Origin of the sequence: Thiospirochaeta perfilievii, assembly GCF_008329945.1 — a bacterium.
GTDB classification, from domain to species: Bacteria; Spirochaetota; Spirochaetia; order DSM-2461; family DSM-2461; genus Thiospirochaeta; species Thiospirochaeta perfilievii.
The window spans coordinates 65,071-90,251 of sequence record NZ_CP035807.1; the positions used below are offsets into that span (position 1 = coordinate 65,071).

Consider the following 25,181-nt stretch of genomic DNA (forward strand, 5'->3'; position numbering starts at 1 on the left):
CCCTATTTAATTGTTAACAACCTTGTTTTAGCTAGATTAGAAAGATTGTAACTCTGGTACTCAGCTACTAAAAGTTCATAGTTCTCAATTGCTTTAGTTAGGTCTCCCTTAGATTCAAAAAGTCTACCTAGATTAAAAATAGCCTCTGGAACATCTGGAGAAAGGTCAGCACTCTCTAAATCATTACTCTTGTATGTCTTAACTAAGTTTGTAAGAACTTCAATAGCTTGATCAACATTTCCTAACTCTTCATTACACATAGCAGCATTAAACATATATACAGATGCGGCCATATCCTTTGGGAAGTTAACGTATGCTTTAGTATAATACTCTAAGGCTTTCTCAAAATTCTTTTCATCAAAGAAATATGATGCTAATCTAGAATAAGCTATTACTTCCGCCTTTGTACCTTTATACTCTTCTATAAGCTTATTACCATAGGATACAAAAGCTTCTTTATCTCCATTGCTATTTAAAACTTCATCGTACATATTGTCTAACTCAGTTGTTGAATTAATCATCTCATTTATTTTATTTTGTGAAACTGTTGAGTAAACTCCAAATGCTATAATTAATACTACAGCTACAGATAAGACAGTTAATAAAATCTTTTTATTATTAGACAAGAAGTCTGATATTATCTGGTTACTATTTTTTTTTGTTGTTTCTTTCATAAAGTAAAAATCCTCTCATTCGTTATATAATTCTTTTATTAGTCTTGAAAGATAAGTTCTTTGTATGCCTAATATTTTTGAACTCTTAGTTATATTCCAAAAGTTACTATCAAGTACTTCTTTTATGTACTCTTTTTTAAAGTTCTTAATAGCTTCTTTTAAAGTATTCTTGGATATATTAACGTTATTATCCGAAGAAAGCAATAAATATTCTGAAGTAATTTCTTTCTTATCTGTTAGGGTAATTGCCCTCTCAATGCAATTTTTAAGTTCCCTTATATTACCAGGCCAATTATAGGCTAATAACTTAGATAAACTCTCTCTACTTAGAGTTCTATTTTTTCCATTTACACAAAACTCATTTAATAAATCATGAGCTATTTCTGGTAGAAACTCTTTTCTTTCCCTTAAAGGAGGAATGTCTAGGGAGAGTACATTAAGTCTGTAAAACAGATCTTTCCGAAGAAGACCACCATCTAATAGTTCATTGACATCTCTATTGGTAACTCCAATTATTCTACAATTAACTTTAACAGTTCTATTACTACCTAGTGGTGTAATTACACCCCTTTCTATAGCAGATAGAAGTTTTCCCTGTATATGTAGGGGAATCTCTCCTATCTCATCTAATATCAAAGTAGTATTACTAGCTAAGTCGAACTTACCCTTATAATCTTCCTCTGAATCAGTAAATGCTCCCTTTATTGAACCAAAGAGTTCTTTTTCTAGAAGATCCTCAGGGAATGCTCCTATATTTATTGTTACAGGAGGATTGTCTCTACCCTTAGATAATATATGTATAAAATTTGCAACAACTTCTTTACCAACGCCAGTCTCTCCAGTAATTAAGAGGTTTGCACTAGATCTAGCTATATTTTCTAGCTGTTCACATAAACATTCAGGTAAGTAAAGTTTACAACTCTCATCCATGGGTAATTAAAATCCTCAAAAAAAAAAGAGAGACAAAGTCTCTCTTTTAAAAGCTTTAAAATGGTTATTTTAATAAGTCACCTAAAGTATATGTACCATCATCCTGTGTTTCACCATCAAGATATTTAGAAATTTCTTTTCTCTCTTCATGCATTGTAACTTCTCTTACAGATAAAGATACTTTCTGTTTAAAGATGTTTACATCTGTTACAGCAGCTTTTAGTTTATCACCTTTATTAACAGCTTCTAAAGCGTCTTCATAACTAACTTCTTTTGATGTAGCAAGGTTAGATTTATGAATTAATCCTTCAATATTATTTCCTAATGAAACAAACACACCAAACTCAGCTTTATTAGTTACTTCACCTTCAATTATTGAACCTATTGGGTGATTATTTGCAAAATCTTCCCATGGGTTATTGTGTAGTTGCTTAACACCAAGTCTAATTCTTCTAGAATCAGCATCAATACCAACAATACAACACTCCATTTTTTCCCCAACAGTAAATACTGCAGAAGGTTTAGGTGTTTTGTTATCCCAAGTTAAATCCTCAACATGTAAGAATCCATCAATACCCTCTTCAACTTCAAGGAAAGCTCCAGCATTTGTAACTTTTTTAACTTCAAGTTCATGCTTCTCTCCACAAGGATATCTATCAATAATATCATCCCAAGGATTAGGTAAAACATGTTTAACACCTAAGGATATTCGACCCTCTTCAACATCAAAGTCAAGAATCATAGCATCAACAGGATCACCAATAGAGAATAACTCTTTAGGATGTTTAACTCTCTTAACCCATGATAATTCAGAGATATGAGCTAAACCTTCAACACCTGGAACTATTTCAATGAAAGCACCAAAGTCTGTAAGTTTTGTAACTTTACCACTAATAACATCACCAGGATGGAACTTATCTTGAAAAGTAACCCAAGGATCTTCAGTAAAGTGTTTTAAAGATAGATTTATTCTTTTTTCAGCTTCATCTAATCTAATAATTTTTAGTTCAACTTCATCATTTTTCTTAACAAAATCTTTTGGTCTAGAAACATGTCCCCAACTCATATCATTGATATGTAGAAGACCATCAAAACCACCAAGGTCAATAAATGCTCCAAAGGAAGTAAAACTTTTTACTTTACCTTTAACAATATCTCCCTCTTTTTTAGTTTCAAAAAACTCTTTTCTATTAGCTTCCATTCTCTCTTCTAAAAGTTTTCTTCTAGAAACAACAACATTAGCTTTCTTTTCACCATATAATTTCTCTAAAGAGAAATCTGATTCAATACCGATATATTTTTCTGGCTTATCTACTTTTACTATATCTGCTTTAGATATTGGCATAAAAGCAATAACATCACCACCTAAATCAACCTCAAATCCACCTTTAATAGATTTAACAATCGTACCCTTAACAGGAGTGCCATCATTGAATGCATTTTTAAGTTCCTTCCAAACGACTTTTAAATCCGCTTTTTTCTTAGAAACTACAAGTTCGCCATGTCGTCCTTCTTTCTTTACAATAACAACTGATACAATATCACCTAATTCAGGTGTTTTACCCGCAAACTCATTTAATGGTATTCTTCCTTCGGATTTATACCCTACATCAATAAAAACGTGATCTGAATCTATGTGTATTACTTGTCCATCGACAAGTTGTCCCTCTTCCATAGTATCTAGGGCTTTAAGGTACTCCTCTTGTAGATTTGTTTGATCCGCTTTAGCATCCATTTCTGTCATAACCTGTTCTATTCTCCCGGTTCCAATTAATTCATTTATCTTAGTAAATACTTTCGCACAAACTCCACCTATCGTCAAGTATGTTGTGTCAATATATTCTGCAGAGTTTGAAATTTTTAAACTTCCAACACCTTTATTCCTATCAATTTCATCTCTTTCTAAAATTGACTGGGTTATTTCTTCCAGACTTAAGTCGCTTAAACCTTGATCAAATCTACGTTTAGCTCTTACTTTAGCATCTGCATCAAAATAAAATTTTGCTTCTGCATCTGGGAAAACAACTGTTGTTATATCTCTACCCTCAATAACTAGGTCAAGGGTATCTCCAATTTTCCTGATCATGTTATTAACAATATTCCTAATCTCAACAATTGAAGATATCTTCCCTACTAACTTATCAACATCTGAACTGTGTAATTCATCATCAATATTTACATTATTTACGAAAAAATTTTCATTTTTTATTTCTACTTTTAAACTCTTAGCAAGAGCTATTATTTTTACATCATCATCAGGATCAATACTCTCTTCAATAACCTTAAATGTTATTGCTCTATAAAAATTCCCACTATTAAGATGAAAATAGTTGAGTTCTTTTGCTATCATCTCAGCTATTGAACTCTTCCCAACTCCTGCTGGTCCATCTATTGCAACTACCACTACCTTCTATCCTTCTTTTTAAAATCTTTTTTACCAGAGATATCCCTTGAGGAACTATTCTTAAAAGTTTTTCCATCCCTAGGCTTTTTTGTATAGGGATTTTTAGAGTCTTCTCTTCTATTTAAACCTCTACTATCTGAAGTTCTTTTTTGATAAGGTTTTTTAGAATTTTCATCTTTATTAAAACTTCTACTATCCGATGACCTCTTTTGATAAGGTTTTTTAGAATTTTCATCTTTTCTATAATCCCTAGAGTCAGCCCTATCAAGACTTCTCTTACCTGATGATTTTTTTGGAGCTCTCTTTTTTGGTGCTCTTTTTACTATAATCTCTTCTTTTACACCGTTTTCAATATCTTTTTTATCCTGAATGGATTTTAGTTGCTTTTCAACAGTTTTAACATGACTAATGCTTTTCTTTTTTAAAGGTGTATTAGACTCACCCTTCTCATCAGCGTCTTTTATTAGACTTTTAACTTCTCTTTCTGTTAATTTTCTAAAATGCCCAGAGTGTATACCTTTAAGCTCAACACTACCAATTCTAATCCTGTGAACTTTTTTAACAGATACATTTCTTGATAAAAAGACTTTACGCAGTTCCCTGTTTTTACCCTCTTCTAAAATAATATGAACACAACGAGTACCTTTAAACTCATAATCCTTCATTTTAAATCTTTCACCTAGAACATAGATACCCTTTTTAAACTCTTCCATAAGTTCCATTGGTATCTCATCTTTTGTTGTAACTACATACTCTTTCTCGATATGGGTAGAGGGATGGGTCATTTTCTTTGAAAAATCCCCATCATTGGTAAAAAATATTAGACCTGAAGTTAGGTAATCCAATCGTCCAACATAGAATAATCTATGTTTTATAACAGGTGTTAATAGGTCTATTGCAAGAGGTCTATCGTCCGGATCTGTAGTTGAACATAAAAACTTACTAGGTTTATGTAGGGCTATATAGATCTTCTCTTTTGCAAGTCCAATCTTTCTGCCATCGTACATAACAACATCACCCTCTTCTACTTTTGAACCAGGTGTTATGATAACTTTTCCATTAACAGATACTCTCCCTTGGGAAATGATCTCTTCGCATTTTCTTCTTGATGCTATCCCGCACTTGGCTAGATAGACTTGTAATCTTAATTGATCAGGCATTTAATTCAAATTTTTCCTTATCTTCATCTTTTAATTTTGGTAGGTCAGAAATACTCTTGAGGTTGAATAGTTCTAGAAACTCTTTTGTAGTTCCAAACATTGGGGGTTTCCCAGGTATATCCTTCTTTCCAACAACTTTTATAAGTTTACGTTTTTGTAAAAGACGAATCATACCATCAGCTGATACTCCACGTAAAATATCAATTTCAGCTTTAGTCATAGGTTGAGAATAAGCAATAATAGAGAGAGTTTCAAGGGCTGCCTTACTTAATTTCTCGTCATATTTTTTCCCATAAACTGCTTTTAATACTTCCCAGCTCTCTTTAGAAGGGGTTAGTAATATTTTATCATCAACATTATATAGGGATAACCCAGATGATTGATTACTATACCTCTCTTTTAAAGAGTTTAAAGAACTCTTAACATCTTCTATATTAATATCTATCTTCCTAGCTAACTCTTCTATAGATATGGGATCACTCTCTAAAAAAAGTGCTGCTTCTATCACTGCAACTGCATTCATAACTAATCTTCACCTCTTTTAAGTAGGATAGTCCCATACTGTTTATTTTGAAAAACCAACAACACTCGATACTTGACAGAGTCTAAAATTGCTAAGAAAGCACAAACAAACTCTAGTAGAGAGTGTTCATTTATAATTAGATCTGTAAAATAAAACTCATCTTGTTTCGATAATAACTCATCAATAAGTGTCAACTTCTCATTTATTGTAACTTCTTCATCTAGATTAACTATCTTTTCCCTCTCATTCACTTTTTTTATAGATTTATATGTTGTAATTAAATCAGATATTTCAATCTCTTCAAAAACATCATCATTATACATTATCTGTCTTTTTGGTCTAATTAGATCCTCTGTAATAACTCGTTCCTCGAATCGACCCTTCATAAGTTCTGATATTTTTTTAAACTTTTGATAGTCGATTAATTTAGCTACTAGATCCGTTCTTGGATCTTCAGCCTCCTCTTCAACATCAACCTCTACAGGAAGTAACATCCTAGATTTTATAAAGAGTAGAGTTGTTGCTAATAAGTAGAATTCTGAAAGATTTTCTAAGGATGTAGTTTTATTACTTTCTAGAATTTCTAAATATTGAATAGTTATCTCTGTAATTGGAATATCATATATATTTATTTCGCTTTTCCTAATTAAAAAAAGCAGTAAATCCAGAGGGCCTTGAAATTGATCTAGATTAAAAATTTCTTTTTGACTCATATTGTTTGGATTTTACATCTATTTCCATCTACATTCAATCGCTAGATTCCATCTTTGTAAAATAAAATGTTTGACCTGTTAAGAATAGGGTCTTAACATTATAATAATTAGTAAGAAAAAATCGGGAGGAATAAATGAGTTATGATTCTGCATCCTTAAGGAATGTAACAATTTGTGGACATGGTGATACTGGAAAAACATCTCTTTGTGAACAAATTTTATACAATGCTGGTGTTATAAAAAAAGCTGAAAGTGTCGATACAGGTAGAACTGTAAATGACTTTACAGAAGAAGAGATAGAAAGAAAAATATCTATACATACTTCTATTAGTAACGTTAACTGGAAAGATAAAAAAATAAACATTTTTGATACTCCCGGTATTTCGGACTTTACAGGTGAAGTAATATCTGCTTTTAGAGCAACAGAGTCTGCTGTAGTTCTCTTTGGTAGTCGATCAGGGGTTCAAATTGAAACAATAAAACTTTGGAGACAATTAGATAAAAGGAAGATGCCTAGAATAGCGTTTATTACTAAAATGGATAAAAAAAGAGCAGACTATTTTTCAGTAATAGAACAGATAAAAGAGTTTGGTGTTACCTGTATTCCTATAACAATTCCAATAGGTGAAGGAGATAACTATAAAGGGGTTATTAACCTATTAAATATGAAAGCTTATTTAAATAGCAACAATGGTGATGAGAATAAAGCTATTGATATTCCTGAAGAGTATATAACAATCTCAAATGAGTACCACAATAAAATGATAGAAGCCGCAGCTGAGGGTGATGATACATTAACTGAGAAGTTTTTTGAAAATGGTACTTTAGAGTTAGAAGATGTAAAACTTGGGTTAAGGGAGGGACTGTTTGAAAATAAATTCATCCCGGTATTCTGTGGATCTGTAGCCCAGAATTCAGGAATTACGCCGTTAATGGATTTTATAGCTATGGAGTCTCCATGTCCATTTAGAGTTGAAGAGCCATGTATAACTGGGGAAAAATCAACAATGATTACGCCTGATGGTGAGTTCTCTGGCATAATATTTAAAACTTCTATTGATCAATTTAGTGGAAAACTAAGTTATATAAAAAATATTACAGGAACCCTGACTCCTAACAGTGAGTATTACAACTCTAGGGAAGAGAAGAAGATAAAAATTGGTAAAATATATACAACTGAAGGGAAGCGACTTATTGAGTGTAACTCTTTAACTGCAGGGGATATTGGGGTTATTACAAAACAAGATCTACTAAAGACAAACGATACCCTCTGTTCACAAAACCATATAATACATTTTAGACCACTACAACTTCCCCAACCTATATACTCCCTTGCTATAGAAGCAGAGAAAAAGAAGGATGAGGATAAACTATCGGAACTTCTACACAGAGAAGCAGAACAAGATAAAACTTTTAACGTTGAGTTTAATCCAGAAACAAAGGAGAGTGTAATCTCTGGAATGGGAGAGTTACATTTGGAAATAATATTAGAAAAAATTTATAAATCCTCTAATATTCATGTAATAAAAAAAGAGCCTAAGATACCATATAGGGAGGCTATTTTATCTGCAAGTAGTGGTGAATATACATATAAAAAACAGTCTGGAGGACATGGCCAATACGGGAAGTGTGAACTTAAAATCTATCCATTAAACAGAGGTGAAAATTTTGAATTTGTTAACTCAATAAAGGGTGGAGTGATTAGCAAGGGATATATGCAGGGTATAGAAAAGGGTATAAAAGAGGCTATGGAAGAGGGCTTTTTAGCAGGATACCCGATTGTTGATGTAAAAGCTGAAGTTGTTGATGGAAAGGAACACGCTGTTGACTCATCAGAACTAGCATTTAAAATGGCTGCAAAGAACGCCTTTAAAGTAGCATTAGAGAGAGCAAAGGTAACTCTTTTAGAACCCTACCACAATCTAACTGTTTTTATTCCTGAGAAGTATATAGGAGATGTCTTATCTGATTTATCATCTAAGAGGGCAAAGATACAGAATCAAGAGAGTATTGGAGGTGGAATACAATCGATAATTGCCCAAGTACCCCAGGCTGAGGTGCTTAAGTATGCTATTGATTTAAAATCAATAACAAGTGGTACTGGTGCCTTTGAATTAGAGTTTAGTCACTATGAAAAGAGTAATAAGAGGTTAAACTAATTTAATATTTATGGAGGATATTATTCCTCCATTTTTATAATTATTTACTTTTTAGCCCGCAAAACCACCCTTTGCCATCTCTCCAATTAGTTTTGCGGCATCACCCATTATAGTTTGTGTTGAAAGTAGTTCACCTGCTTCAATTATCATAGATATTACAACTTCTTTGTCCCCAGGTGCTACTACTAAGTAACTAAATGTCACACCAGGAAATGTCTCACTTAAAACTAATAACTCCCCTTTAACATCCTCCTCCTCAGTAAGAAACAGAAAGACAAATCCATCATCCACAGGTTTAAAGGATACGGATTCTAGCTCAGCTTCTACACCTATACAGTCAAAACCAAAGATATCATTCTCTGTTTCAACTGCAGACATAAACTCGTCAGCCTCCTCCTCCGATGAAAACTTCACCCCTAAAAGATTTATTAATATATCACTCAAAATGTTCTCCCTCTTCAAAAAACAGTTCAGAATACTCCAATGTACTATTCCCATTATCCGCTACAAATCTGCATTGGGGTAATGAATTTAAAAAAATTGGGCCGTACTGCTTTTTTACACATCTAGAATCTAAAATAAAAACCATTCCCCAGTCACTTTTCCTTCTCATCAACCTACCAAAGCCCTGTTTTAATCTGGTAACTGCATCAGGGATTGATAACTCCATAAAAGGGTTTCCATTTCTCTGTTTACACCTATCCATCCTGGCTTTAATAATAGGGTCTGTGGGAACTCTAAATGGTAACTTTGTAATTATTACAACCTTTAGAGTTTCTCCAGGGGAATCAACACCTTCCCAAAAGGATTCTGTAGCAAAAAGTACACTAGAGATATCGGTTTTAAAACTGTTTAGCAGACGACTTCTATCATCATCACCCTGCCTATATACGGTTACTCCTAACCCTTCAAAAAATAATTTAAGACTATCATAAACCTCTTTTAATAACATATAGGAAGTAAAAAGTATTAAAGCACTACCATTTGTTATAGTAACTATTTTTTTTATATAATCCTGTAGATATTCTAAATAACCATTCTCGTTTGGTAAAGGAATATCAGTAGGGACTCCTAAAAATACTCTTTTATGATACTCAAACGGAGAGTCATAGACCCTCTCTATGAATCTATCCTCTACTACATATTGTAAACCAACTCTATTTTTCCAGAATTTAAAATTATTATTAACAGTAAGAGTTGCTGAAGTACAGATTACAGAAGAGTATGGTTCAAAAACTGCCTTGTTCATTAGCTTAGAGATATCAATAGGGGTTATAGAGTAATTAACAAAGAAGTCTCCCTTAGATGTTTTACTTTTATCCACCCAAAAAATCTCATCATTGTAGTCTATATAGCTTCTAAATTTTTCAAAAAAAGTGGCATAGGATTCTAACCTTGATTTCAAACGTGCTGTTTCAATATAAGCATCTAAATCATGAAACTCTTCATCTACCGATTTAAGAGCAGTAGCCAACTCAGAAGTAAGGGATAGTATGGATTTTTGTAAATTTAATGCTGGATTTAATATACCAAATATAAGCGAGTCTTTAGGTTCACCCTCTATATGTAAACTACTCCCTCCAGTAAAATCTAAACATAACTGATCTAAAGTATCAGCTTTATCCTTAATCTCATCTATTATAGGGACAACATCAGATAGTTTTGCAGCCTCATCTATATACTTATCTAGTTTAACAAGGGAACCGTATCTTTTCCCCATTTTTTTTCCAAGAAGTCTATTTAAATACTTAATAAGTGAGTACTTATTATATCTTTCTGAGAAAAAGCTAGTAGCACTATCCTCTATATTATGAGCTTCATCAAAAATTATTTTATAAAATGGAGGTAATACAGCGCTACCTTCAAACCCAGCCCCGTCTAGTCTCATTGCTAGATCCGCAAATAAAAGATGGTGGTTGACAACTATTATACCTGCAGTGGAAGCCTCTTTTCTAGCCTTCATAGAGAAGCATTTATTAAAATGGGAACATTTTATCCCTGTGCATGTCTCAGCATCACTATTTATTGAGTTCCAAATATCCCTTTCAGGCATAAATGTTAGATCACTTAAGCTTCCTGTCTTTGTTACTTTAGTCCACTCTTTTATCTGGTTTAACTGATGATCCTCATCCCTAAAAAGAGAATCATCTTCTAAAGCAGAGTAGAGTCTCTTATGACAGAGATAGTTTCCTCTACCCTTTACTAATACAGTTTTTAAATTACTACCTAATATTTTTTTTGCTAGGGGGATATCTTTCTCTACTAGTTGTTGTTGTAGATTTATAGTTCCTGTAGAGATAACAATTCTATCTTTATTAACTTCTGCCCATTTAATTGCAGGAATTAAGTATGCAAAGGATTTCCCTACCCCTGTTCCCGCCTCTGCTGCTAAAACACAGTCATGATTAAGAGCATATGTAATATCATTTAGAAGCCTAGATTGAGACTCTCTATATTCGTAGTTAACGTCTAATTTACTTAAAGGACCATCAGGTTCTAAAATATTAGTTAAATCATCTAATAACTCCCTATCCTTTAAAATAATAGGTTCAACAACTACATATACTTTTTCAACATCGTTATCAATAATATAAAAACCTATTCCATCGTTACCTAACATTGAAGCTACATTTAAGTCTGGACTTGAGGGTTTTAGCCCCCCTGAGGGATGATTATGTATAACAACATCTCCCTTCATCATATGAGGGAAAATAGCTGGAACAGAGTTTTCATCTCCCCTTGCTCCAACTTCAATTAGAGAGATTATCCCATCTTCATCAATTTTTCCTAGAAATAGGACCTCATTCCCCTGGGCATCTAAAATTGTCACTCTCATTATATCTATAACTGTATTTGTAAATTTATCTATGGTATTCACAAGAAGATGATATCTAATCTAGGATTAAATGTATATGTTTTTTACTCCACTCCTCAGTAAATCCAACAACAAAAACCATTTCCCCACTGCTATTTGTAGTCTCTATCTTGAATTTCCCACTACCCCATGCCTCATCATCTCCAACTTCTAATGGATTAAATAAGTTACCGGTATCCATGTCAAATATATCATTCTGAGCTAAAGTAGGACCAGAAACCCAGTAGATAGTATACTTATAGATTTTAAAAGTAGCATCAGGAATATTTGATGAGACTTGAAAAGTTAGATCAACAGGGTCTAAAACTGAAGTCTCATCAGTAGATATTTCCACTGAGAATGTTTCGTATTCTAACCCCTCAAAAACAATATCCGTTACTCTATTTAAATATACACATGGTGTACTTGAGAATACTCCATCAGTTGAGATTGAAAACCCTGTAGAATTATTAATATCCCCCTCATCTAATATGTAGGTTAATTGATTATTTGAACTTATTGTAAAATCCAAAAACTTATACTCAGCCCCTGTTAAAAGTGAAAGGTTAATTGCATAAGTACCTCCACTTTCTACTAATGGTATATCTACAGCATTAAGATACTCCTCTCCATCTTTTGTCAGAGTATAACTAACTGTAGGTGTATCTAAACCGGATATAAAGACCCTAGAAACATCTGATATAGTTATGTAACTATCTACAAGTTCATTACGAGTCTCCACATTACACCCTAATACAATTAAAATAATAAATGTGTAAAATACTCTATTTTTCATATAAACTCCTTCTTGCATTTTATAATATTTATTTTTTTATTGATTCAAAACCAAATCTAAATCGGATTATTGACAAAAGATATTTTAAAATGTAATTATTACTAATAAATTCTTGGGAAAAGAATCTTATTTGGAGTTAAATATGGAAAAAATACCTGTTGCTATTTTAGGAGCTACTGGAACAGTTGGACAAAAATTTATCTATCTACTAGAGAATCATCCAACCTTTGAAATTATTGAATTAGTTGCATCACCAAGATCCGCAGGAAACAGATATGTTGATGCATGTAACTGGAAACAGGATAGTCCAGTTAATGAGAAAATTGGTAACCTTGTTGTCAAAACAATAGATGACAGACTAGAGAGTAAAATTCTTTTTTCCGGTATGGATGCAAGTATTGCAGGGGAAGCTGAAACAAACTATGCAAATTTGGGACATATTGTTATTAGTAACTCTAAAAACCACAGAATGGATAAGGATGTACCGTTAATAATTCCAGAAGTAAATCCAGATCATTTTGATTTAGTTAAATCACAACCATATAAGGGTGGTATTATTACTAATTCCAACTGCTCGTCGATGTTTATAGCCATGGTTTTAGCACCTTTATATAAAAAGCTTGGTATAGAGTGGGTTCAAGTTTCCACTATGCAAGCTATTAGTGGCGCAGGATACCCTGGAGTATCTGCAATGGATATTTTAGGAAATATTGTTCCATTTATTGGTGGAGAAGAGGATAAAGTAGAGACTGAGTCCCAAAAAATATTAGGAAAACTAGTTAATAATCAGATAGAGGATGCGGAGTTTGTAATTTCTGCCCACTGTAATAGAGTACCTGTTTTTGATGGTCACACAGAAAATTTAACTATTAAGTTTAAAAAAGAGACTACTGTAGAAGAAGTAAAGGATATTTTATCTAACTTTAAAGGTATTCCACAGGAGAAAAATCTACCATTCGCACCTAAAAACCCAATTAAAGTTTTTGAGGAGAACGATCGCCCTCAACCAGCTAGGGATGCCCTATTTGATAAGGGAATGGTTACATCTGTTGGTCGGATTAGAGTAGACTCTATTGGTGATATAAAAATGACTATTATGGGACACAATACAATTAGGGGTGCTGCTGGAGCAGCAATCCTAAATGCAGAAACATATGTAGCTCTAGGTTACCTAGATTAATGATAGTTTTAAAATTTGGGGGTACTTCTGTAGGAAGTGCTCCTATGATTGATAACGCTATTGATATTACAGTAGATCAAATAAATAAATCCCCTGTTATAGTATCATCTGCTATGTCTAAGGTTACAAATTGGATTTTAGAGATGATAGATTACGCAAAAGTTAGTGATACTTCAAGGTGTTTTGAGATTTTTAATACTCTTAAAAAGAAACACTTAGATACATGTAACAGTTTTTTAACTAAAGATAACCTTAACAATGCTGTTGATAAACTGGACTTTTTATTTGATGAGATTGATTCTCTATTAAATAGTTTAATAATGTTAAAAGAGTGCTCTCCTAGAACTAAGGACACACTACTCTCCTTTGGAGAGAGACTTTCAACAACAATTATCTATTATAGATGTTTAGAACGAGGTATTAATACTGAACTTCTTGACTCAAGGGATTTTATCAAAACAGATAATAATTTTAATTCTGCACAGATAATTTTAGAAGAGTGTAATGCTCTTATTCCTAAATATATATTACCAGAACCTAATAAAATAGTTATTAGCCAGGGTTTTATTAGTTCAACATTAGACGGGGCAACATCAACCCTAGGTCGTGGTGGGTCTGATTATACATCAACAATTATTGGTTCAGCATTAAATGCTACTGAGGTTCAGATATGGACTGATGTTACAGGAATAAAAACCAGTGATCCTAGAATAATTAGTGGAACAAAAACAATTGAGCATTTAACATATACCGAAGCTGCTGAGCTGGCATATTTTGGAGCCAAGGTTGTTCATCCGGCAACAATTCAACCAGCTGTGAAAAAATCTATCCCTGTATGGGTTAGAAATACAAACGATAGACACTCATCTGGTACTAAGATAACAGAGAGTGTATTTGAAACTGGCTTAAAAGCCATCTCTGGTAAAAAAGAGGTGACAGTTGTAAATATTACATCATCTAAAATGTTAAATGCCTATGGTTTTTTAAGAAGATTATTTTCAGTTTTTGAAAAATATCAAACTCCTGTAGATCTTATATCCACATCTGAAGTATCAGTTACAATTACAATTGAGGATAAAAAGAATTTAGATTCTATTGTAGATGAACTATGTCAACTAGGAAAGGTTAAAGTTGAAGAGGATAAAAGTATAATCTGTTTAGTAGGACAGGAGTTATGGAAGGATTCTCTATTTATATCAAGAGTATTTTCAGTATTAAAAGATACTCCAATAAGGATGATATCCCTTGGTTCAAGTGATACAAATCTATCATTTGTTGTACCTGGTAAGGCTACAGATTCAACAATTCAACTACTACATAATGAATTTTTTTAATAGGGTATAAATATCCCAATAACATAGGCTACAGAGAAGGCAAAAAAACCAACTGCTAACATCTCTAAACCTGACTTTATCCAGTTAACACCTGTAACAAATCTTTTTAATGCTCCAGCTAAAAAGAGGCCACCAACTGTTACACTAGTTGAAATTTTAAATAACAACATACTGTCTAGATCTAATTTTACAAGTAGAAGGTATGGTAGTGTTGGGAAACATGCTCCCATAATAAAAGCTATAAAGATGATAATCGATGATTTAAGTTCAACACTATGATCAAGTTCTGTGACACCTAACTCGTCAATAACCATCTCTCGAACCCATTGTTCTTTATTTTTAACTAGCTCATTAACTACATCATCTAATAGTTTTCCTGTAAAACCCTTAGCTTGATAGATTTTTCTTAGCTCTTCTTTCTCGATATCAGGACATAATTCTATCTCCAGACTCTCTTGTTCTACCTCATGATTAAAATAGTCTGCTTCACTTTTACTACTAATAAACTCTCCAGCAGCCATACTAAGGGCCCCTGCTATTGTAGCGGCAATAAGTGTAATTAGTATTGTTTTTGAATCCTGCCCCGCCCCTGCAAGTCCTGCAAGTAGGGCAAAAATACTTACTACTCCATCATTCATTCCAAATGTAATTTGTCTTATTAGTTCTCCACCTTGAAGATGGAACTTATCTGTATATGTCTTCAATTTTCATCCTCATAAATACTTTTGAAAAAGATATCATCGTGTCCACATACATCACAAACCTTTTGTGAGTTTTTATTAACAACTATATTTCCACAAACTTGACAAATAGAGATGGAATGTAATTTTATATCATTACCTTTTTTTAAGGACTTAAAAGCTTTTTTCAAGAGTTTGGCATGCTCTTTTTCAACGTTTTTTGCCCACATCATTGAAAGTTTAGCAACCTTTCCATACTGGGTATTAATATCTTTTTTAATACTTTTAATTAGTCTAGGATATAACTCTTTGTTCTCTCTAACTTCCCCTGTTAGGGCTGTATTTAAGTTTTCAAGGGTAGTTCCTATACTCTGGTTTTTACTCTTTTCAGGAATAAATTCCTCATCTAACGCACTGAAGTGATTTTTTATATGAATCTTCTCAGCCATAACAAGAGCCTCAAAAAGAAGTGCTATATTATGTAGATTTTCTTTTTTAGCCTGTTCGAAAAACTGTTTGTAAAGAGCAACGGCATCATTTTCACCTTTTATTAGTGTTCTAAGAGCCTCTTTTACACTGTTCACAATATTACTCCGATCTATTATTTATTTTCAACTAAACTATATTGTACTTCAAAAACGCCATAATCCATCTTAAATGGAATAGCTAATATAGGAGCCTCTTTTGGCCATTGTAAAATATGATTTTCACCTTGAATTGTTATTGGAACCGAGTGAGTAAACTCATTTTTAGAGATTTTACTTAATACATTTCCAGTTATATTATTAACTACTTCTCCAATCATATCATTTATTAAATTCCATCGAACTGAAATCTCCGGACTATCTACTCTTGATTTCTCAAGAAGCTTTGATGCTGATGTTTGAAGTAGTCTTATTGAAACAACACCTTCGTAGTCTCCAACAACTCCTACTACTCCAGAAATATCCCACTTGTGGTTTTTATTATCAACAGTATATATCTCTTCTTCCATAATTTCTGTACTAAATAATTTCTGAAATATATTTTTTGTAACTTCTATAAAACTCTCGTTTATTTTGCTATACATAACATAACCTTCCTTAGGATGTAATACTTATTTGAATCTCAAAATCACCCATTTCTGACGAAAAAGGAATTCCTATTTTGGGTGAATTGCTAGGCCACGATATAGTATGATTATCTCCTTGTATTACAATTGGAGGAGTTATATCTAACTTATTGGCTTTTAATAGTGGCAAAGCATTTCCTGAAATAACATTAGCAATCTCAGCGACTAAACCTCTTTTCATTTCACTACACTCTTCTTCATTATCGTAGTCCATACCTGTTTGGTTTAACAATTTTAATGCTAAATCCTGTGTTAACCTAATTACTAAAATACCTTCTATGTCGCCTACTATTCCAATAATACCAGATATACTCCATTGATGAGTTAGTTGCTGCTTAACTAAAAAAGGTTTCCCTAATACGGGCTGAACGTTAAACATCTGTGTAAAAGTGGTAATAGTAGTTTTAAGAAAAGGGTTAATTATTGTACTATCCATGTTAATATTATTACTTAAAAACAATAAATAATCAAATACAATTATATCTTTTAAAACCCTAGAAAAAATTTTTTGTATAATTTATGATTACAACTTCAAATATATATTGAGAGGTACAATGATTAAAACAAAACTTTTAAGTGATTATAAAACAGAAATATTATCTGGTCTAACAGTATCATTAGCACTTGTTCCGGAAGCTATCGCTTTTGCATTTGTTGCAGATTTAGATCCTTTAGTTGGTCTATATGCTGCTTTTATAATTGGATTAATTACATCAATTTTTGGTGGACGACCTGGAATGATCTCTGGAGCAACAGGGGCCCTTGCAGTTGTAATGGCTGAACTCTTTTTAGAACATCCTAGTGCTAAAGATTATCTTTTTATAATGGTTATTATAATGGGATGTTTTCAAATTCTTTTTGGATTATTAAAATTAGGGAAATTAGTAAGACTAATACCTGAGCCTGTTATGTTTGGTTTTGTAAATGGTTTAGCGATTGTAATATTTAAGGCACAATTTAGTTCCTTTAAAATCAAAGAGACAGGAGAGTTTCTACCTAAGGAGCAACTAATTATAATGGGGGCTCTTATTATTATAGTTATGTTAATAATTCAAATTCTTCCTAAACTAACCAGGGCAGTCCCACCAGCTCTAGCTGCAATAGTTGTTACAACTCTTATTGTAATATTTTTTAAATTAGATACAAAAACTGTTGGTGATGTGGCCTCTGTTTCAGGTGGATTCCCTATTCCTCATCTACCCAAAATTCCAAATAATATGGAAATGTGGGGATTAATAACTAAAACAGCCCTAGTATTAGCATCTGTTGGTCTAATTGAGTCTCTTATGACACTTACTTTAATTGATGAAAGAACAAAAACTAGAGGTAAGAGTAATAAAGAGTCTATAGCACAGGGTTTAGCTAATGTTATAACGGGTCTATTTGGCGGAATGGGTGGTTGCGCTATGATTGGACAAAGCATGATAAATATAGAGTCTGGTGGTAGAAAAAGAGCTTCTGGTATATCGGCTTCCCTATTTTTATTAAGTTTTATAATTTTTGGATCATCTATTATTGAGCAGATACCTGTAGCGTCCCTAGTTGGTGTAATGTTTATGGTTGTTATTGGAACATTTGAATGGGAGACTTTTAATGTATTAAAAAAAATACCAAAATCCGATGCTCTAGTAATTCTTGTTGTGACTATTGTTACAGTTCTTACCGACCTTGCCGTGGCTGTTTTTGTAGGGATAATAATTTCTGCATTGGTTTTTGCATGGGAAAGTGCTAAAAAAATTGGAGTTAAATCCTTTATAAGAGAAGATGGAGCCTTAGAATATGATCTACATGGAGCTATATTTTTTGCATCTACAACTGCTTTTAAAAGACTGTTTGATTTTAGTGTAAAGGAAGATGAAATTTATATAGATTTTAAAAATGCTAGGGTTTTTGATCACTCTGCGATTGAGTCTATAAACTGGTTAACTGAAGAGTATAAAAGTATAGGCAAAAAGCTTCACCTACTACACTTATCCTATGACTGTGTTAAGCTTTTAAAGAATGCAGCAGGAATGATAGAGGTTAATGTTGTTGAAGATCCTGAGTATAAGGTTTCTGATGACGAATTAGCATAAATTATAAATGATAATAAAAAAGGCTATTACAATTATTGTAATAGCCTTTTTTTTATTTTAAATATTTTTGTAGTGTATTTTCAATGGCCTTTACTTTAGCATCAACAACAGATTTTGCGCTATTTAAATCTAATCCACTCTCTGAGCAGCATGATGCATAAAACTTAATTTTAGGCTCTGTACCTGAAGGTCTTGCAGTAACAATGCTACCCTCTTCTAAAATAAACTGTAAAACATTAGATGAAGGTAGATCTATATCTTTTTTAACCTCACCTGTATCCATATTCTTTGTTGTACTATTTTTTAGATCAATAAATGATTTAACTTTAATTCCACCTAACTCCTTAGGTGTCTGGTTTCGTAATAGAGTCATCAAATCATCCATTATTTGAGCCCCTGAAATCCCTTTAAAGTATTTAGAAATTAGAGTCTCTTTGTAATATCCAAATTTTTCATAAATTTCATTTAGATGTTCTAGTACGGTTTTGCCTCTATTTAAGTTCCAAAGTGCCATTTCTGCAGCCATAGTTGCGGCAGATAATGCATCCTTATCCCGAACAGATGTTTCAATAAGAAAACCATAACTCTCTTCTCCACCAAAGACATAGTTAAAGCTACCACTCTCTTCAAACTCTTTCATTTTAGCTCCAATATATTTAAAGCCTGTTAAAACTTTAAAACAAGTAGCACCGTAACTCTCTGCTACTTTTACTTGTAGATTAGAGGTAACAATAGTATTTATAAATGCTGGGTTGTTAGGAAGAGTTCCTAACTCTTTTTTGGTTCTAAAAATGTAATCTGCTAATAGAGCTCCTAACTGATTTCCTGTAATTAATACATAATCATCCCCATCTGGTACTGCGATACCAATTCTATCTGCATCAGGGTCTGTTCCTATTACAAGGTTTGCTCTCTCTTTCTTAGCTAAATCTAGGGCTAAAGCCATAGCTGATGCTTCTTCAGGGTTAGGAAATGGAACTGTTGGAAAATTTCCATCTGGATCTCTTTGTTCCTTAACTGTTGTTATTGGTAGGCCTAATCTATTAAATAGTGTTTCAATTGCAAATGTTCCTGTACCATGCAGAGGTGTAAAAACAACTTTAAGATCCTTAGCCTTCTCTTTTATTAACTCTGGTCTTAAAGACTCATTTTGTACCATTTCAAAGTATGGTTCATCAATCTCTTTATCGATCATTATTAATAGACCCTGTTTAATAGCATCTTCTTTTGTAATTGTTTTTATATCAGTTGTAACCTTGTTAACTTCTTCAATGATTCCTGTATCATGGGGAGGGGTAACTTGGGCACCATCGTCCCAATATACTTTATACCCATTATACTCTGAAGGATTATGACTTGCTGTTACCACAATCCCTGTAGTTGTCTTTAAAGCTCTAACAGCATACGACAGCTCTGGAGTTGCTCTTAAAGATGTAAAAAGATAGGTTTTTATTCCATTTGCACATAAAACAAGAGCCGCTTCTAGACTAAAAAGATCAGAGTAGTTTCTAGAGTCATAGGCTATAACAGCACTCTTCTCTCCCTCTACACTTTTTACAACATAATTTGCTAAACCCTGGGTAGCTTTTTTTACAGTAAATGGATTCATTCTATTATATCCACCACCTATTACTCCACGTAAACCACCAGTACCAAAGGATAAATCCTTATAAAATCTCTCTTTTAACTCATCTTCATTATTGGTATCTAATAACTCCTGTACTTCAGATTTAAAAAAAGAGTGTTTTTCTAATACTAAATACTCCAAAGCTTTATCTTTAATGTCCATTGTCTCTCCTTAACATTAATCCTAAAATAATTTTATGATTAATCTAACTAATTTATCAACTACTATAAAATTCAGTTAATAGTTTAGTCATATAATAGTGATCTAACACCCCACAAGTCTCTCTTATACTGTGCATAGCTAACATAGGGTTTCCAATATCAACGGTTTCTATACCAAGATTAGCCGAGGACATAGGGCCTATAGTACTTCCTGATGGGATATCTGACCTATTAACCATTTTTTGATAAGGGATATCGTTTTTTTCACACATAGAGATAAACATAGAGCTACTATTTGCTGTTGTTGCATATCTAAAATTTGAACTGATTTTCAATACTGGGCCACAATTTAGTTTTGGTGCATAAAAAGAGTCATGTTTCTCACTAAAGTTAGGGTGTTGAGCATGGGCTCCATCTGCACTTATTAAAAAACTATTATATCTAGATCTTAAATTGTCTTCAAATGAACCACCTAAAGAGTATACTATACGATCTAGTGTAGATGATAAAAAGTTTGAGTCAGCCCCTTGCATGGTTCTACTTCCAACCTCTTCATTATCAAAAAACACACCAACCTTTGTACTTATGTTACTTTTAGACTCTTTTAATCCACATAGAATTGAGTGACACATTGCTAAATTATCAAGTTTCCCTACGGAGATAAAATCATTAGACAAACCATTAACAGACCCTGGTTGATTATCATATAAAAAAAGGTTCATATCTAAGATATCATCTTTATTAATGTTAAATTCCTTAGAAAGAACATCCTTTAAAGTAATTTTATCATCGGTGATATCTGTAGTTAAAAGAGCAGATAAATGGTTCTGTTTATTATACTCAAACCCCTTATTAACATCCCTATTTAGGTGTATTGCAAGGTTTGGAATTATAGCAATTGGTCTTTTAAAATCTACAAGTTGAGTAATAAAACCACTTCCCTCTTTAACTGTAACTCTACCTGCTATTGATAACTCTCTATCTAACCAAGTACTATTAATACCTCCACCATAGGCCTCAACATTAATTCGTACACATCCTGCTGATATATTTAAAGAGTCATTTTTAATCATTAGTAGTGGGCTATCTGTATGGGCACCTACTAATTTAAAACCTGATTCCCAAGGATAATCCTCCCCTATTTCAAATGCGATTATAGAGCTTAAGTTTCTCTCTATAAAAAACTTTCCTTTAAGCTTCAAACTCCATCTATCTCCCTCAAAGAGTTGCGTATAACCACTATTTAGAAGTTCGTCTTTAATCTGTTTTGATGCAAAAAATGATACTGGAGAGTTATCTATAAAGTTAACAAGATCATGGGCTAATTCTGAAGACTCTTTTACCACTATCTTCTCCTACCTAAAAATCTAAGTAGAAATAAAAATAGATTAATAAAATCTAAATACAGGTTTAATGCACCAATAATTGATACTTTCATAGCCATATCTCCACCTTCAGAACCTATTTCACGGCTTATTTTTGTGAATTTTTGTACATCATAAGCTGTTAATCCGGTAAATAAAACTACACCTGCTATGGAAATTATATAGTTTAAACCACTGCTTCTTATAAAAAAGTTTACAAGAGTTGCTATTACAACTCCAATTAGTCCCATAAACAAGTATGTCCCCATTTTTGTTAGATCTTTTTTTGTAGTAGATCCATAAAGAGCCATTGTTCCAAATAGAGCTGCAGTTATAAAAAACGTATTTGCGATTGATGAGTAGGTATATGCTAAAAATATAGAACTTAGGGTTACACCATTAATTGCTGAGTATAATAAAAAAAGTAAAATACCTGTGGTTGCTTTAAACTTCATAATATTTCTACTTATAATAAAAACAAGGGCAATTTCACCTATTAATAGGGGAAACATCATTCCGCTTCTAATAACTTGTACTACTAGACCACTTGTATATAAACCATTGGCAACAAAACCGGTTAATGCTAAACCAGCAGCCATCCATAAAAAAATATTTTTTATAACACTAGATTCATTAACTGCAGAACTCTCAAATCCATATGTATATTTTTCATTCATAAATATTATCTCCTTAATATTAATATAACTCTAACAAAAGATTGGGACAATAAATAATCAATTAATAATTTGTAATATATTGATTCTTTTTAAGATTCATGTTTCTATTAATAAGAACAAGGAGACAATATGAAAAAATTTATAACACTGATAACCTTATTATTTACTGTTTTTATGTTTAGCTGTAAAGAAGAGTCAACTAACTTAAAAATAGGTATATCAAAGATTGTAGCTCACCCAGCTTTAGATGCTATTGAACAGGGAATAATTGATACAATAAAAAAGGATTTTCCAAACGCAGAGTTTGACCTTCAAAATGCCAACGGGGATATGGGGACAGCAACTCAAATAGCTAACAAATTTAAGATGGATAAGGTAGACCTTGCAATAGGTATTGCTACTCCAACCGCAATGGCCTTAGTTGGAGTTTTAGAGGATATTCCTGTTGTTTATTCAGCTGTAACAGACCCTGTATCAGCAGGTATCGTAAGCTCATTAGATAAAGGAGAGATAGGTGTTGCCGGTGTCTCTGACATGACTCCTGTAGCTTCACAGATAGAACTTTTAAATAAAATTACTCCAATAAAAAGATTAGGACATATATACAACTCCGGAGAGGCAAATGGTGTTTCCCTAAAAGATATGGCAAAAAAATATTGTGAAGAGAGAGGTATTGAGTTTGTAGAAGCTGTTGTTACAAATACATCAGAAGTTAAACAAGCGGCCCTATCTATTATGGGTAAAGTAGATGGACTATACCTAAGTAATGACAATACAATTTTTGCAGCACTACCTGCAATTTTAGAGTTAGCAAATGAGAATAGAGTTCCTGTTATGACAGCAGATCCCCAGTCAGCACTAGATGGCGATGTATTTGCGGCTATGGGTTTTGATCAATACAAACTTGGTGTTGCCTCAGGTAAAGTTGCAGTTGAAGTACTTAATGGTAAAGATACAACAGATATGCCAACAGTATTTTTAACTAATACATCGGACTTAAATTTTATTTTAAACCTAGATGTTGCAAAAAAAATAGGTATTACTATTCCTAAAAATATTATAGAATTAGCAACTACAGTTATAGGAGAGTAATGATGTTAGAGGGAATTTTTGTTGAAGGATTAATTTACGGACTTTTAGCATTAGGTGTATTTATTACATTTAGAGTACTTGACTTTCCAGACCTTACAGTTGATGGGTCATTTCCACTAGGTGCTGCAGTAATGGCAAAGTCCCTTCTTACAGGAATCCCTCTACCAATAGCATTTTTATTAGCATTTATATCCGGGGGGTTAGCAGGTTTAACTACAGCTTTAATACATAATAAGTTAAAAGTCCCTAGCCTTTTAGCAAGTATTTTAACAATGATAATGCTCTACTCAATTAATATGCGAATAATGAAGGCTCCATTTATATCCTTAAATAGAGTACCTACACTTTTAACTAAATTTGTAGAACTAAATAAAAATTTTATAGACAATCGATCTATATCATATTTAATACTTTTCTTAATAATTATAATAATAACAATACTGCTACTTAATCAGTTTTTTCACACTGATATGGGGTTAACCCTAGGAGCCCTTGGGGATAATGAGCAGATGATAATAAACCAAGGAATGAACCCAGAACATCTTAAGATTATCGGTCTATCCCTATCTAATGGGTTAGTAGCCATTGCAGGGGGATTTATAGCTCAATACCAGAAGTTTGCCGATATAAATATGGGAATTGGTGTTGTAATAATTGGTCTTGCATCAGTAATGATCGGGGAATTAATTTTAAAGAGTAACAAGATTTTAATACTTCTTTTAAGGGTAGTTATTGGAGCTACTATTTATAGAGGAATACTATTTTTATCAAGACCACTATTAGTCTACCCAACTGACCATAAACTCTTTACTGGCATTCTAATTATAGTGATTCTAACTGTGACAAAGTTTAGAAAAAAAGGAGCGGAGAATGGTTAAACTAACAGATTTAAATAAGGTATTTTTTAAAGATACTGTCAATGAAAACCATGTATTAAAGGGTATCAATCTAGAGATAAAAAAAGGTGACTTTATAACTATAATTGGTAGTAATGGTGCTGGGAAATCGACTCTTTTTAATCTAATTTCTGGGAATTTAGAGTGTTCTAGTGGAACAGTACATCTAAAGAACAAGGATATTACAAAAATAAAGGAACATAAAAGAGCTAAGTATATAGGTAGAATATTCCAAAATCCACTACTTGGTACAGCTGGTAATATGAGCCTGGAAGACAACATGATAATAACTGGTTCAAAGGGCTTTAAAGGGCTTAAAATATCCTTAAACAACAAAAAAAGAGAACAATTTAAGACTGTACTTAGAGAACTAGATATGGGCCTTGAATATCGATTAAAGGATAATGTAGGGCTTTTATCTGGAGGTCAAAGACAGGCTCTTACTCTACTTATGATGGTTTTAAGCAGACCTGAACTTGTGTTACTAGATGAACATACCGCTGCACTTGATCCAAGAAATGCTGAAAAGGTTTTAAACCTTACAGATAATCTATTTAAAAAGTACGATCTAACAGGTATGATGATAACCCATAATATGGAACACGCTATTAAATATGGAAATCGTCTATTAATGATGGATAAGGGAGAGATTATACTAGATGTTTCCGGTAAAGAGAAGGATGAGTTAACAGTTAATTCCTTGGTTCAAAAGTTCCATGATATAAGATCTGAAAATTACATAAATGACGAGACACTTTTAAGCTAATTGAT

General features: G+C 32.7%; 23 protein-coding genes. 7 read left to right on the forward strand and 16 right to left on the reverse strand.

Features of this window, described 5'->3' with window-relative positions; translation table 11 throughout:
• Nucleotides 1-2 precede the first annotated feature (2 nt).
• From EW093_RS00320 to EW093_RS00345, 6 genes are all read right to left on the reverse strand, one after another.
• Entirely contained in the window at nt 3-674 is a 672-nt protein-coding gene (locus tag EW093_RS00320; protein WP_149566469.1) for a tetratricopeptide repeat protein, read from the reverse strand.
• 15 nt (nt 675-689) lie between these two features.
• Nucleotides 690-1,604 (reverse strand): sigma 54-interacting transcriptional regulator, encoded by a 915-nt coding sequence (locus EW093_RS00325; protein ID WP_149566470.1) that lies wholly within the window; start codon nt 1,602-1,604, stop codon nt 690-692.
• A 64-nt stretch (nt 1,605-1,668) separates the two neighbouring features.
• Nucleotides 1,669-4,008, reverse strand: coding sequence for a 30S ribosomal protein S1 (locus tag EW093_RS00330; protein WP_149566471.1), 2,340 nt, complete (start codon nt 4,006-4,008; stop codon nt 1,669-1,671).
• Complete coding sequence (locus tag EW093_RS00335; RefSeq protein WP_149566472.1) at nt 4,008-5,168, reverse strand: pseudouridine synthase; 1,161 nt, start codon at nt 5,166-5,168, stop codon at nt 4,008-4,010. Before EW093_RS00335 ends, EW093_RS00330 begins: the two co-directional genes overlap by 1 nt.
• Nucleotides 5,161-5,691 (reverse strand): SMC-Scp complex subunit ScpB, encoded by a 531-nt coding sequence (gene scpB, locus EW093_RS00340; protein ID WP_149566473.1) that lies wholly within the window; start codon nt 5,689-5,691, stop codon nt 5,161-5,163. The genes EW093_RS00335 and scpB overlap by 8 nt, the downstream gene beginning before the upstream one ends.
• A gap of 2 nt (nt 5,692-5,693) precedes the next feature.
• Entirely contained in the window at nt 5,694-6,404 is a 711-nt protein-coding gene (locus EW093_RS00345; RefSeq protein ID WP_149566474.1) for a segregation and condensation protein A, read from the reverse strand.
• Between the two features lie 134 nt (nt 6,405-6,538).
• Here EW093_RS00345 and EW093_RS00350 point away from each other — a divergent pair, with 134 nt between their 5' ends.
• On the forward strand, nt 6,539-8,563 hold the full coding sequence (locus tag EW093_RS00350; RefSeq protein ID WP_149566475.1) for an elongation factor G: 2,025 nt from the start codon (nt 6,539-6,541) through the stop codon (nt 8,561-8,563).
• Nucleotides 8,564-8,614: 51 nt separating this feature from the next.
• Here the strand turns inward: EW093_RS00350 and EW093_RS00355 are convergent, their stop codons facing one another.
• From EW093_RS00355 to EW093_RS00365, 3 genes are read right to left on the reverse strand one after another with little or no spacing between them, the layout of a single operon-like run.
• Nucleotides 8,615-9,007, reverse strand: coding sequence for a hypothetical protein (locus EW093_RS00355; RefSeq protein ID WP_149566476.1), 393 nt, complete (start codon nt 9,005-9,007; stop codon nt 8,615-8,617).
• Complete coding sequence (locus EW093_RS00360; RefSeq protein WP_149566477.1) at nt 9,000-11,441, reverse strand: helicase C-terminal domain-containing protein; 2,442 nt, start codon at nt 11,439-11,441, stop codon at nt 9,000-9,002. Before EW093_RS00360 ends, EW093_RS00355 begins: the two co-directional genes overlap by 8 nt.
• Before the next feature lie 13 nt (nt 11,442-11,454).
• Nucleotides 11,455-12,213 carry a hypothetical protein gene (locus tag EW093_RS00365; RefSeq protein ID WP_149566478.1) on the reverse strand — a complete coding sequence of 253 codons (759 nt, stop codon included), beginning with the start codon at nt 12,211-12,213 and terminating at the stop codon, nt 11,455-11,457.
• A 142-nt stretch (nt 12,214-12,355) separates the two neighbouring features.
• Between EW093_RS00365 and asd the strand changes: the two genes are divergently transcribed.
• Together asd and EW093_RS00375 are read left to right on the forward strand one after the other, a co-directional pair.
• Complete coding sequence (gene asd, locus EW093_RS00370) at nt 12,356-13,393, forward strand: aspartate-semialdehyde dehydrogenase (protein WP_149566479.1); 1,038 nt, start codon at nt 12,356-12,358, stop codon at nt 13,391-13,393.
• Entirely contained in the window at nt 13,393-14,727 is a 1,335-nt protein-coding gene (locus tag EW093_RS00375) for an aspartate kinase (protein ID WP_149566480.1), read from the forward strand. The genes asd and EW093_RS00375 overlap by 1 nt, the downstream gene beginning before the upstream one ends.
• On the opposite strand, the gene EW093_RS00380 is transcribed toward EW093_RS00375, so the two are convergent.
• The 4 genes from EW093_RS00380 to EW093_RS00395 are packed head-to-tail and all read right to left on the reverse strand — an operon-like array spanning nt 14,724 to nt 16,954.
• Nucleotides 14,724-15,431 (reverse strand): VIT1/CCC1 transporter family protein, encoded by a 708-nt coding sequence (locus EW093_RS00380; RefSeq protein ID WP_149566481.1) that lies wholly within the window; start codon nt 15,429-15,431, stop codon nt 14,724-14,726. The genes EW093_RS00375 and EW093_RS00380 overlap by 4 nt on opposite strands.
• Nucleotides 15,428-15,991, reverse strand: coding sequence for a rubrerythrin family protein (locus tag EW093_RS00385; protein ID WP_187759763.1), 564 nt, complete (start codon nt 15,989-15,991; stop codon nt 15,428-15,430). The genes EW093_RS00380 and EW093_RS00385 overlap by 4 nt, the downstream gene beginning before the upstream one ends.
• Before the next feature lie 17 nt (nt 15,992-16,008).
• On the reverse strand, nt 16,009-16,476 hold the full coding sequence (locus EW093_RS00390; RefSeq protein WP_149566483.1) for a chemotaxis protein CheX: 468 nt from the start codon (nt 16,474-16,476) through the stop codon (nt 16,009-16,011).
• Nucleotides 16,477-16,489: 13 nt separating this feature from the next.
• The gene (locus EW093_RS00395) at nt 16,490-16,954 is read right to left on the reverse strand and encodes a chemotaxis protein CheX (protein ID WP_149566484.1); all 465 of its coding nucleotides are present in this window, start codon (nt 16,952-16,954) and stop codon (nt 16,490-16,492) included.
• A 118-nt stretch (nt 16,955-17,072) separates the two neighbouring features.
• On the opposite strand from EW093_RS00395, the gene EW093_RS00400 reads away from it, so the two are divergent.
• Nucleotides 17,073-18,593 (forward strand): SulP family inorganic anion transporter, encoded by a 1,521-nt coding sequence (locus EW093_RS00400; RefSeq protein WP_149566485.1) that lies wholly within the window; start codon nt 17,073-17,075, stop codon nt 18,591-18,593.
• Between the two features lie 52 nt (nt 18,594-18,645).
• Here EW093_RS00400 and EW093_RS00405 read toward each other — a convergent pair whose 3' ends face one another.
• Genes EW093_RS00405 through EW093_RS00415 form a run of 3 tightly spaced genes read right to left on the reverse strand, consistent with a single transcriptional unit; the run spans nt 18,646 to nt 22,422 of the window.
• Nucleotides 18,646-20,382 carry a phospho-sugar mutase gene (locus tag EW093_RS00405; RefSeq protein ID WP_149566486.1) on the reverse strand — a complete coding sequence of 579 codons (1,737 nt, stop codon included), beginning with the start codon at nt 20,380-20,382 and terminating at the stop codon, nt 18,646-18,648.
• A 55-nt stretch (nt 20,383-20,437) separates the two neighbouring features.
• Complete coding sequence (locus tag EW093_RS00410) at nt 20,438-21,727, reverse strand: M18 family aminopeptidase (protein WP_149566487.1); 1,290 nt, start codon at nt 21,725-21,727, stop codon at nt 20,438-20,440.
• A complete protein-coding gene (locus tag EW093_RS00415) occupies nt 21,727-22,422 on the reverse strand; it encodes a Bax inhibitor-1/YccA family protein (RefSeq protein ID WP_149566488.1) in 696 nt (231 codons plus the stop codon). Before EW093_RS00415 ends, EW093_RS00410 begins: the two co-directional genes overlap by 1 nt.
• A gap of 129 nt (nt 22,423-22,551) precedes the next feature.
• On the opposite strand from EW093_RS00415, the gene EW093_RS00420 reads away from it, so the two are divergent.
• Genes EW093_RS00420 through EW093_RS00430 form a run of 3 tightly spaced genes read left to right on the forward strand, consistent with a single transcriptional unit; the run spans nt 22,552 to nt 25,176 of the window.
• A complete protein-coding gene (locus tag EW093_RS00420) occupies nt 22,552-23,514 on the forward strand; it encodes an ABC transporter substrate-binding protein (RefSeq protein WP_149566489.1) in 963 nt (320 codons plus the stop codon).
• Between the two features lie 2 nt (nt 23,515-23,516).
• A complete protein-coding gene (locus tag EW093_RS00425; RefSeq protein WP_149569545.1) occupies nt 23,517-24,392 on the forward strand; it encodes an ABC transporter permease in 876 nt (291 codons plus the stop codon).
• Nucleotides 24,385-25,176, forward strand: coding sequence for an ABC transporter ATP-binding protein (locus EW093_RS00430; RefSeq protein ID WP_149566490.1), 792 nt, complete (start codon nt 24,385-24,387; stop codon nt 25,174-25,176). The genes EW093_RS00425 and EW093_RS00430 overlap by 8 nt, the downstream gene beginning before the upstream one ends.
• The last annotated feature ends 5 nt before the right edge of the window (nt 25,177-25,181 follow it).

Excerpts from the sequence above, each read along its gene's own strand:
- EW093_RS00320 (WP_149566469.1), bottom strand. The coding sequence starts at position 674 with ATGAAAGAAACAACAAAAAAAAATAGTAACCAGATAATATCAGACTTC.
- EW093_RS00325 (WP_149566470.1), bottom strand. The coding sequence starts at position 1,604 with ATGGATGAGAGTTGTAAACTTTACTTACCTGAATGTTTATGTGAACAG.
- EW093_RS00335 (WP_149566472.1), bottom strand. The coding sequence starts at position 5,168 with ATGCCTGATCAATTAAGATTACAAGTCTATCTAGCCAAGTGCGGGATA.
- scpB (WP_149566473.1), bottom strand. The coding sequence starts at position 5,691 with ATGAATGCAGTTGCAGTGATAGAAGCAGCACTTTTTTTAGAGAGTGAT.
- EW093_RS00345 (WP_149566474.1), bottom strand. The coding sequence starts at position 6,404 with ATGAGTCAAAAAGAAATTTTTAATCTAGATCAATTTCAAGGCCCTCTG.
- EW093_RS00350 (WP_149566475.1), top strand. The coding sequence starts at position 6,539 with ATGAGTTATGATTCTGCATCCTTAAGGAATGTAACAATTTGTGGACAT.
- EW093_RS00365 (WP_149566478.1), bottom strand. The coding sequence starts at position 12,213 with ATGAAAAATAGAGTATTTTACACATTTATTATTTTAATTGTATTAGGG.
- asd (WP_149566479.1), top strand. The coding sequence starts at position 12,356 with ATGGAAAAAATACCTGTTGCTATTTTAGGAGCTACTGGAACAGTTGGA.
- EW093_RS00375 (WP_149566480.1), top strand. The coding sequence starts at position 13,393 with ATGATAGTTTTAAAATTTGGGGGTACTTCTGTAGGAAGTGCTCCTATG.
- EW093_RS00390 (WP_149566483.1), bottom strand. The coding sequence starts at position 16,476 with ATGTATAGCAAAATAAACGAGAGTTTTATAGAAGTTACAAAAAATATA.
- EW093_RS00395 (WP_149566484.1), bottom strand. The coding sequence starts at position 16,954 with ATGGATAGTACAATAATTAACCCTTTTCTTAAAACTACTATTACCACT.
- EW093_RS00400 (WP_149566485.1), top strand. The coding sequence starts at position 17,073 with ATGATTAAAACAAAACTTTTAAGTGATTATAAAACAGAAATATTATCT.
- EW093_RS00405 (WP_149566486.1), bottom strand. The coding sequence starts at position 20,382 with ATGGACATTAAAGATAAAGCTTTGGAGTATTTAGTATTAGAAAAACAC.
- EW093_RS00415 (WP_149566488.1), bottom strand. The coding sequence starts at position 22,422 with ATGAATGAAAAATATACATATGGATTTGAGAGTTCTGCAGTTAATGAA.
- EW093_RS00420 (WP_149566489.1), top strand. The coding sequence starts at position 22,552 with ATGAAAAAATTTATAACACTGATAACCTTATTATTTACTGTTTTTATG.
- EW093_RS00425 (WP_149569545.1), top strand. The coding sequence starts at position 23,517 with ATGTTAGAGGGAATTTTTGTTGAAGGATTAATTTACGGACTTTTAGCA.
- EW093_RS00430 (WP_149566490.1), top strand. The coding sequence starts at position 24,385 with ATGGTTAAACTAACAGATTTAAATAAGGTATTTTTTAAAGATACTGTC.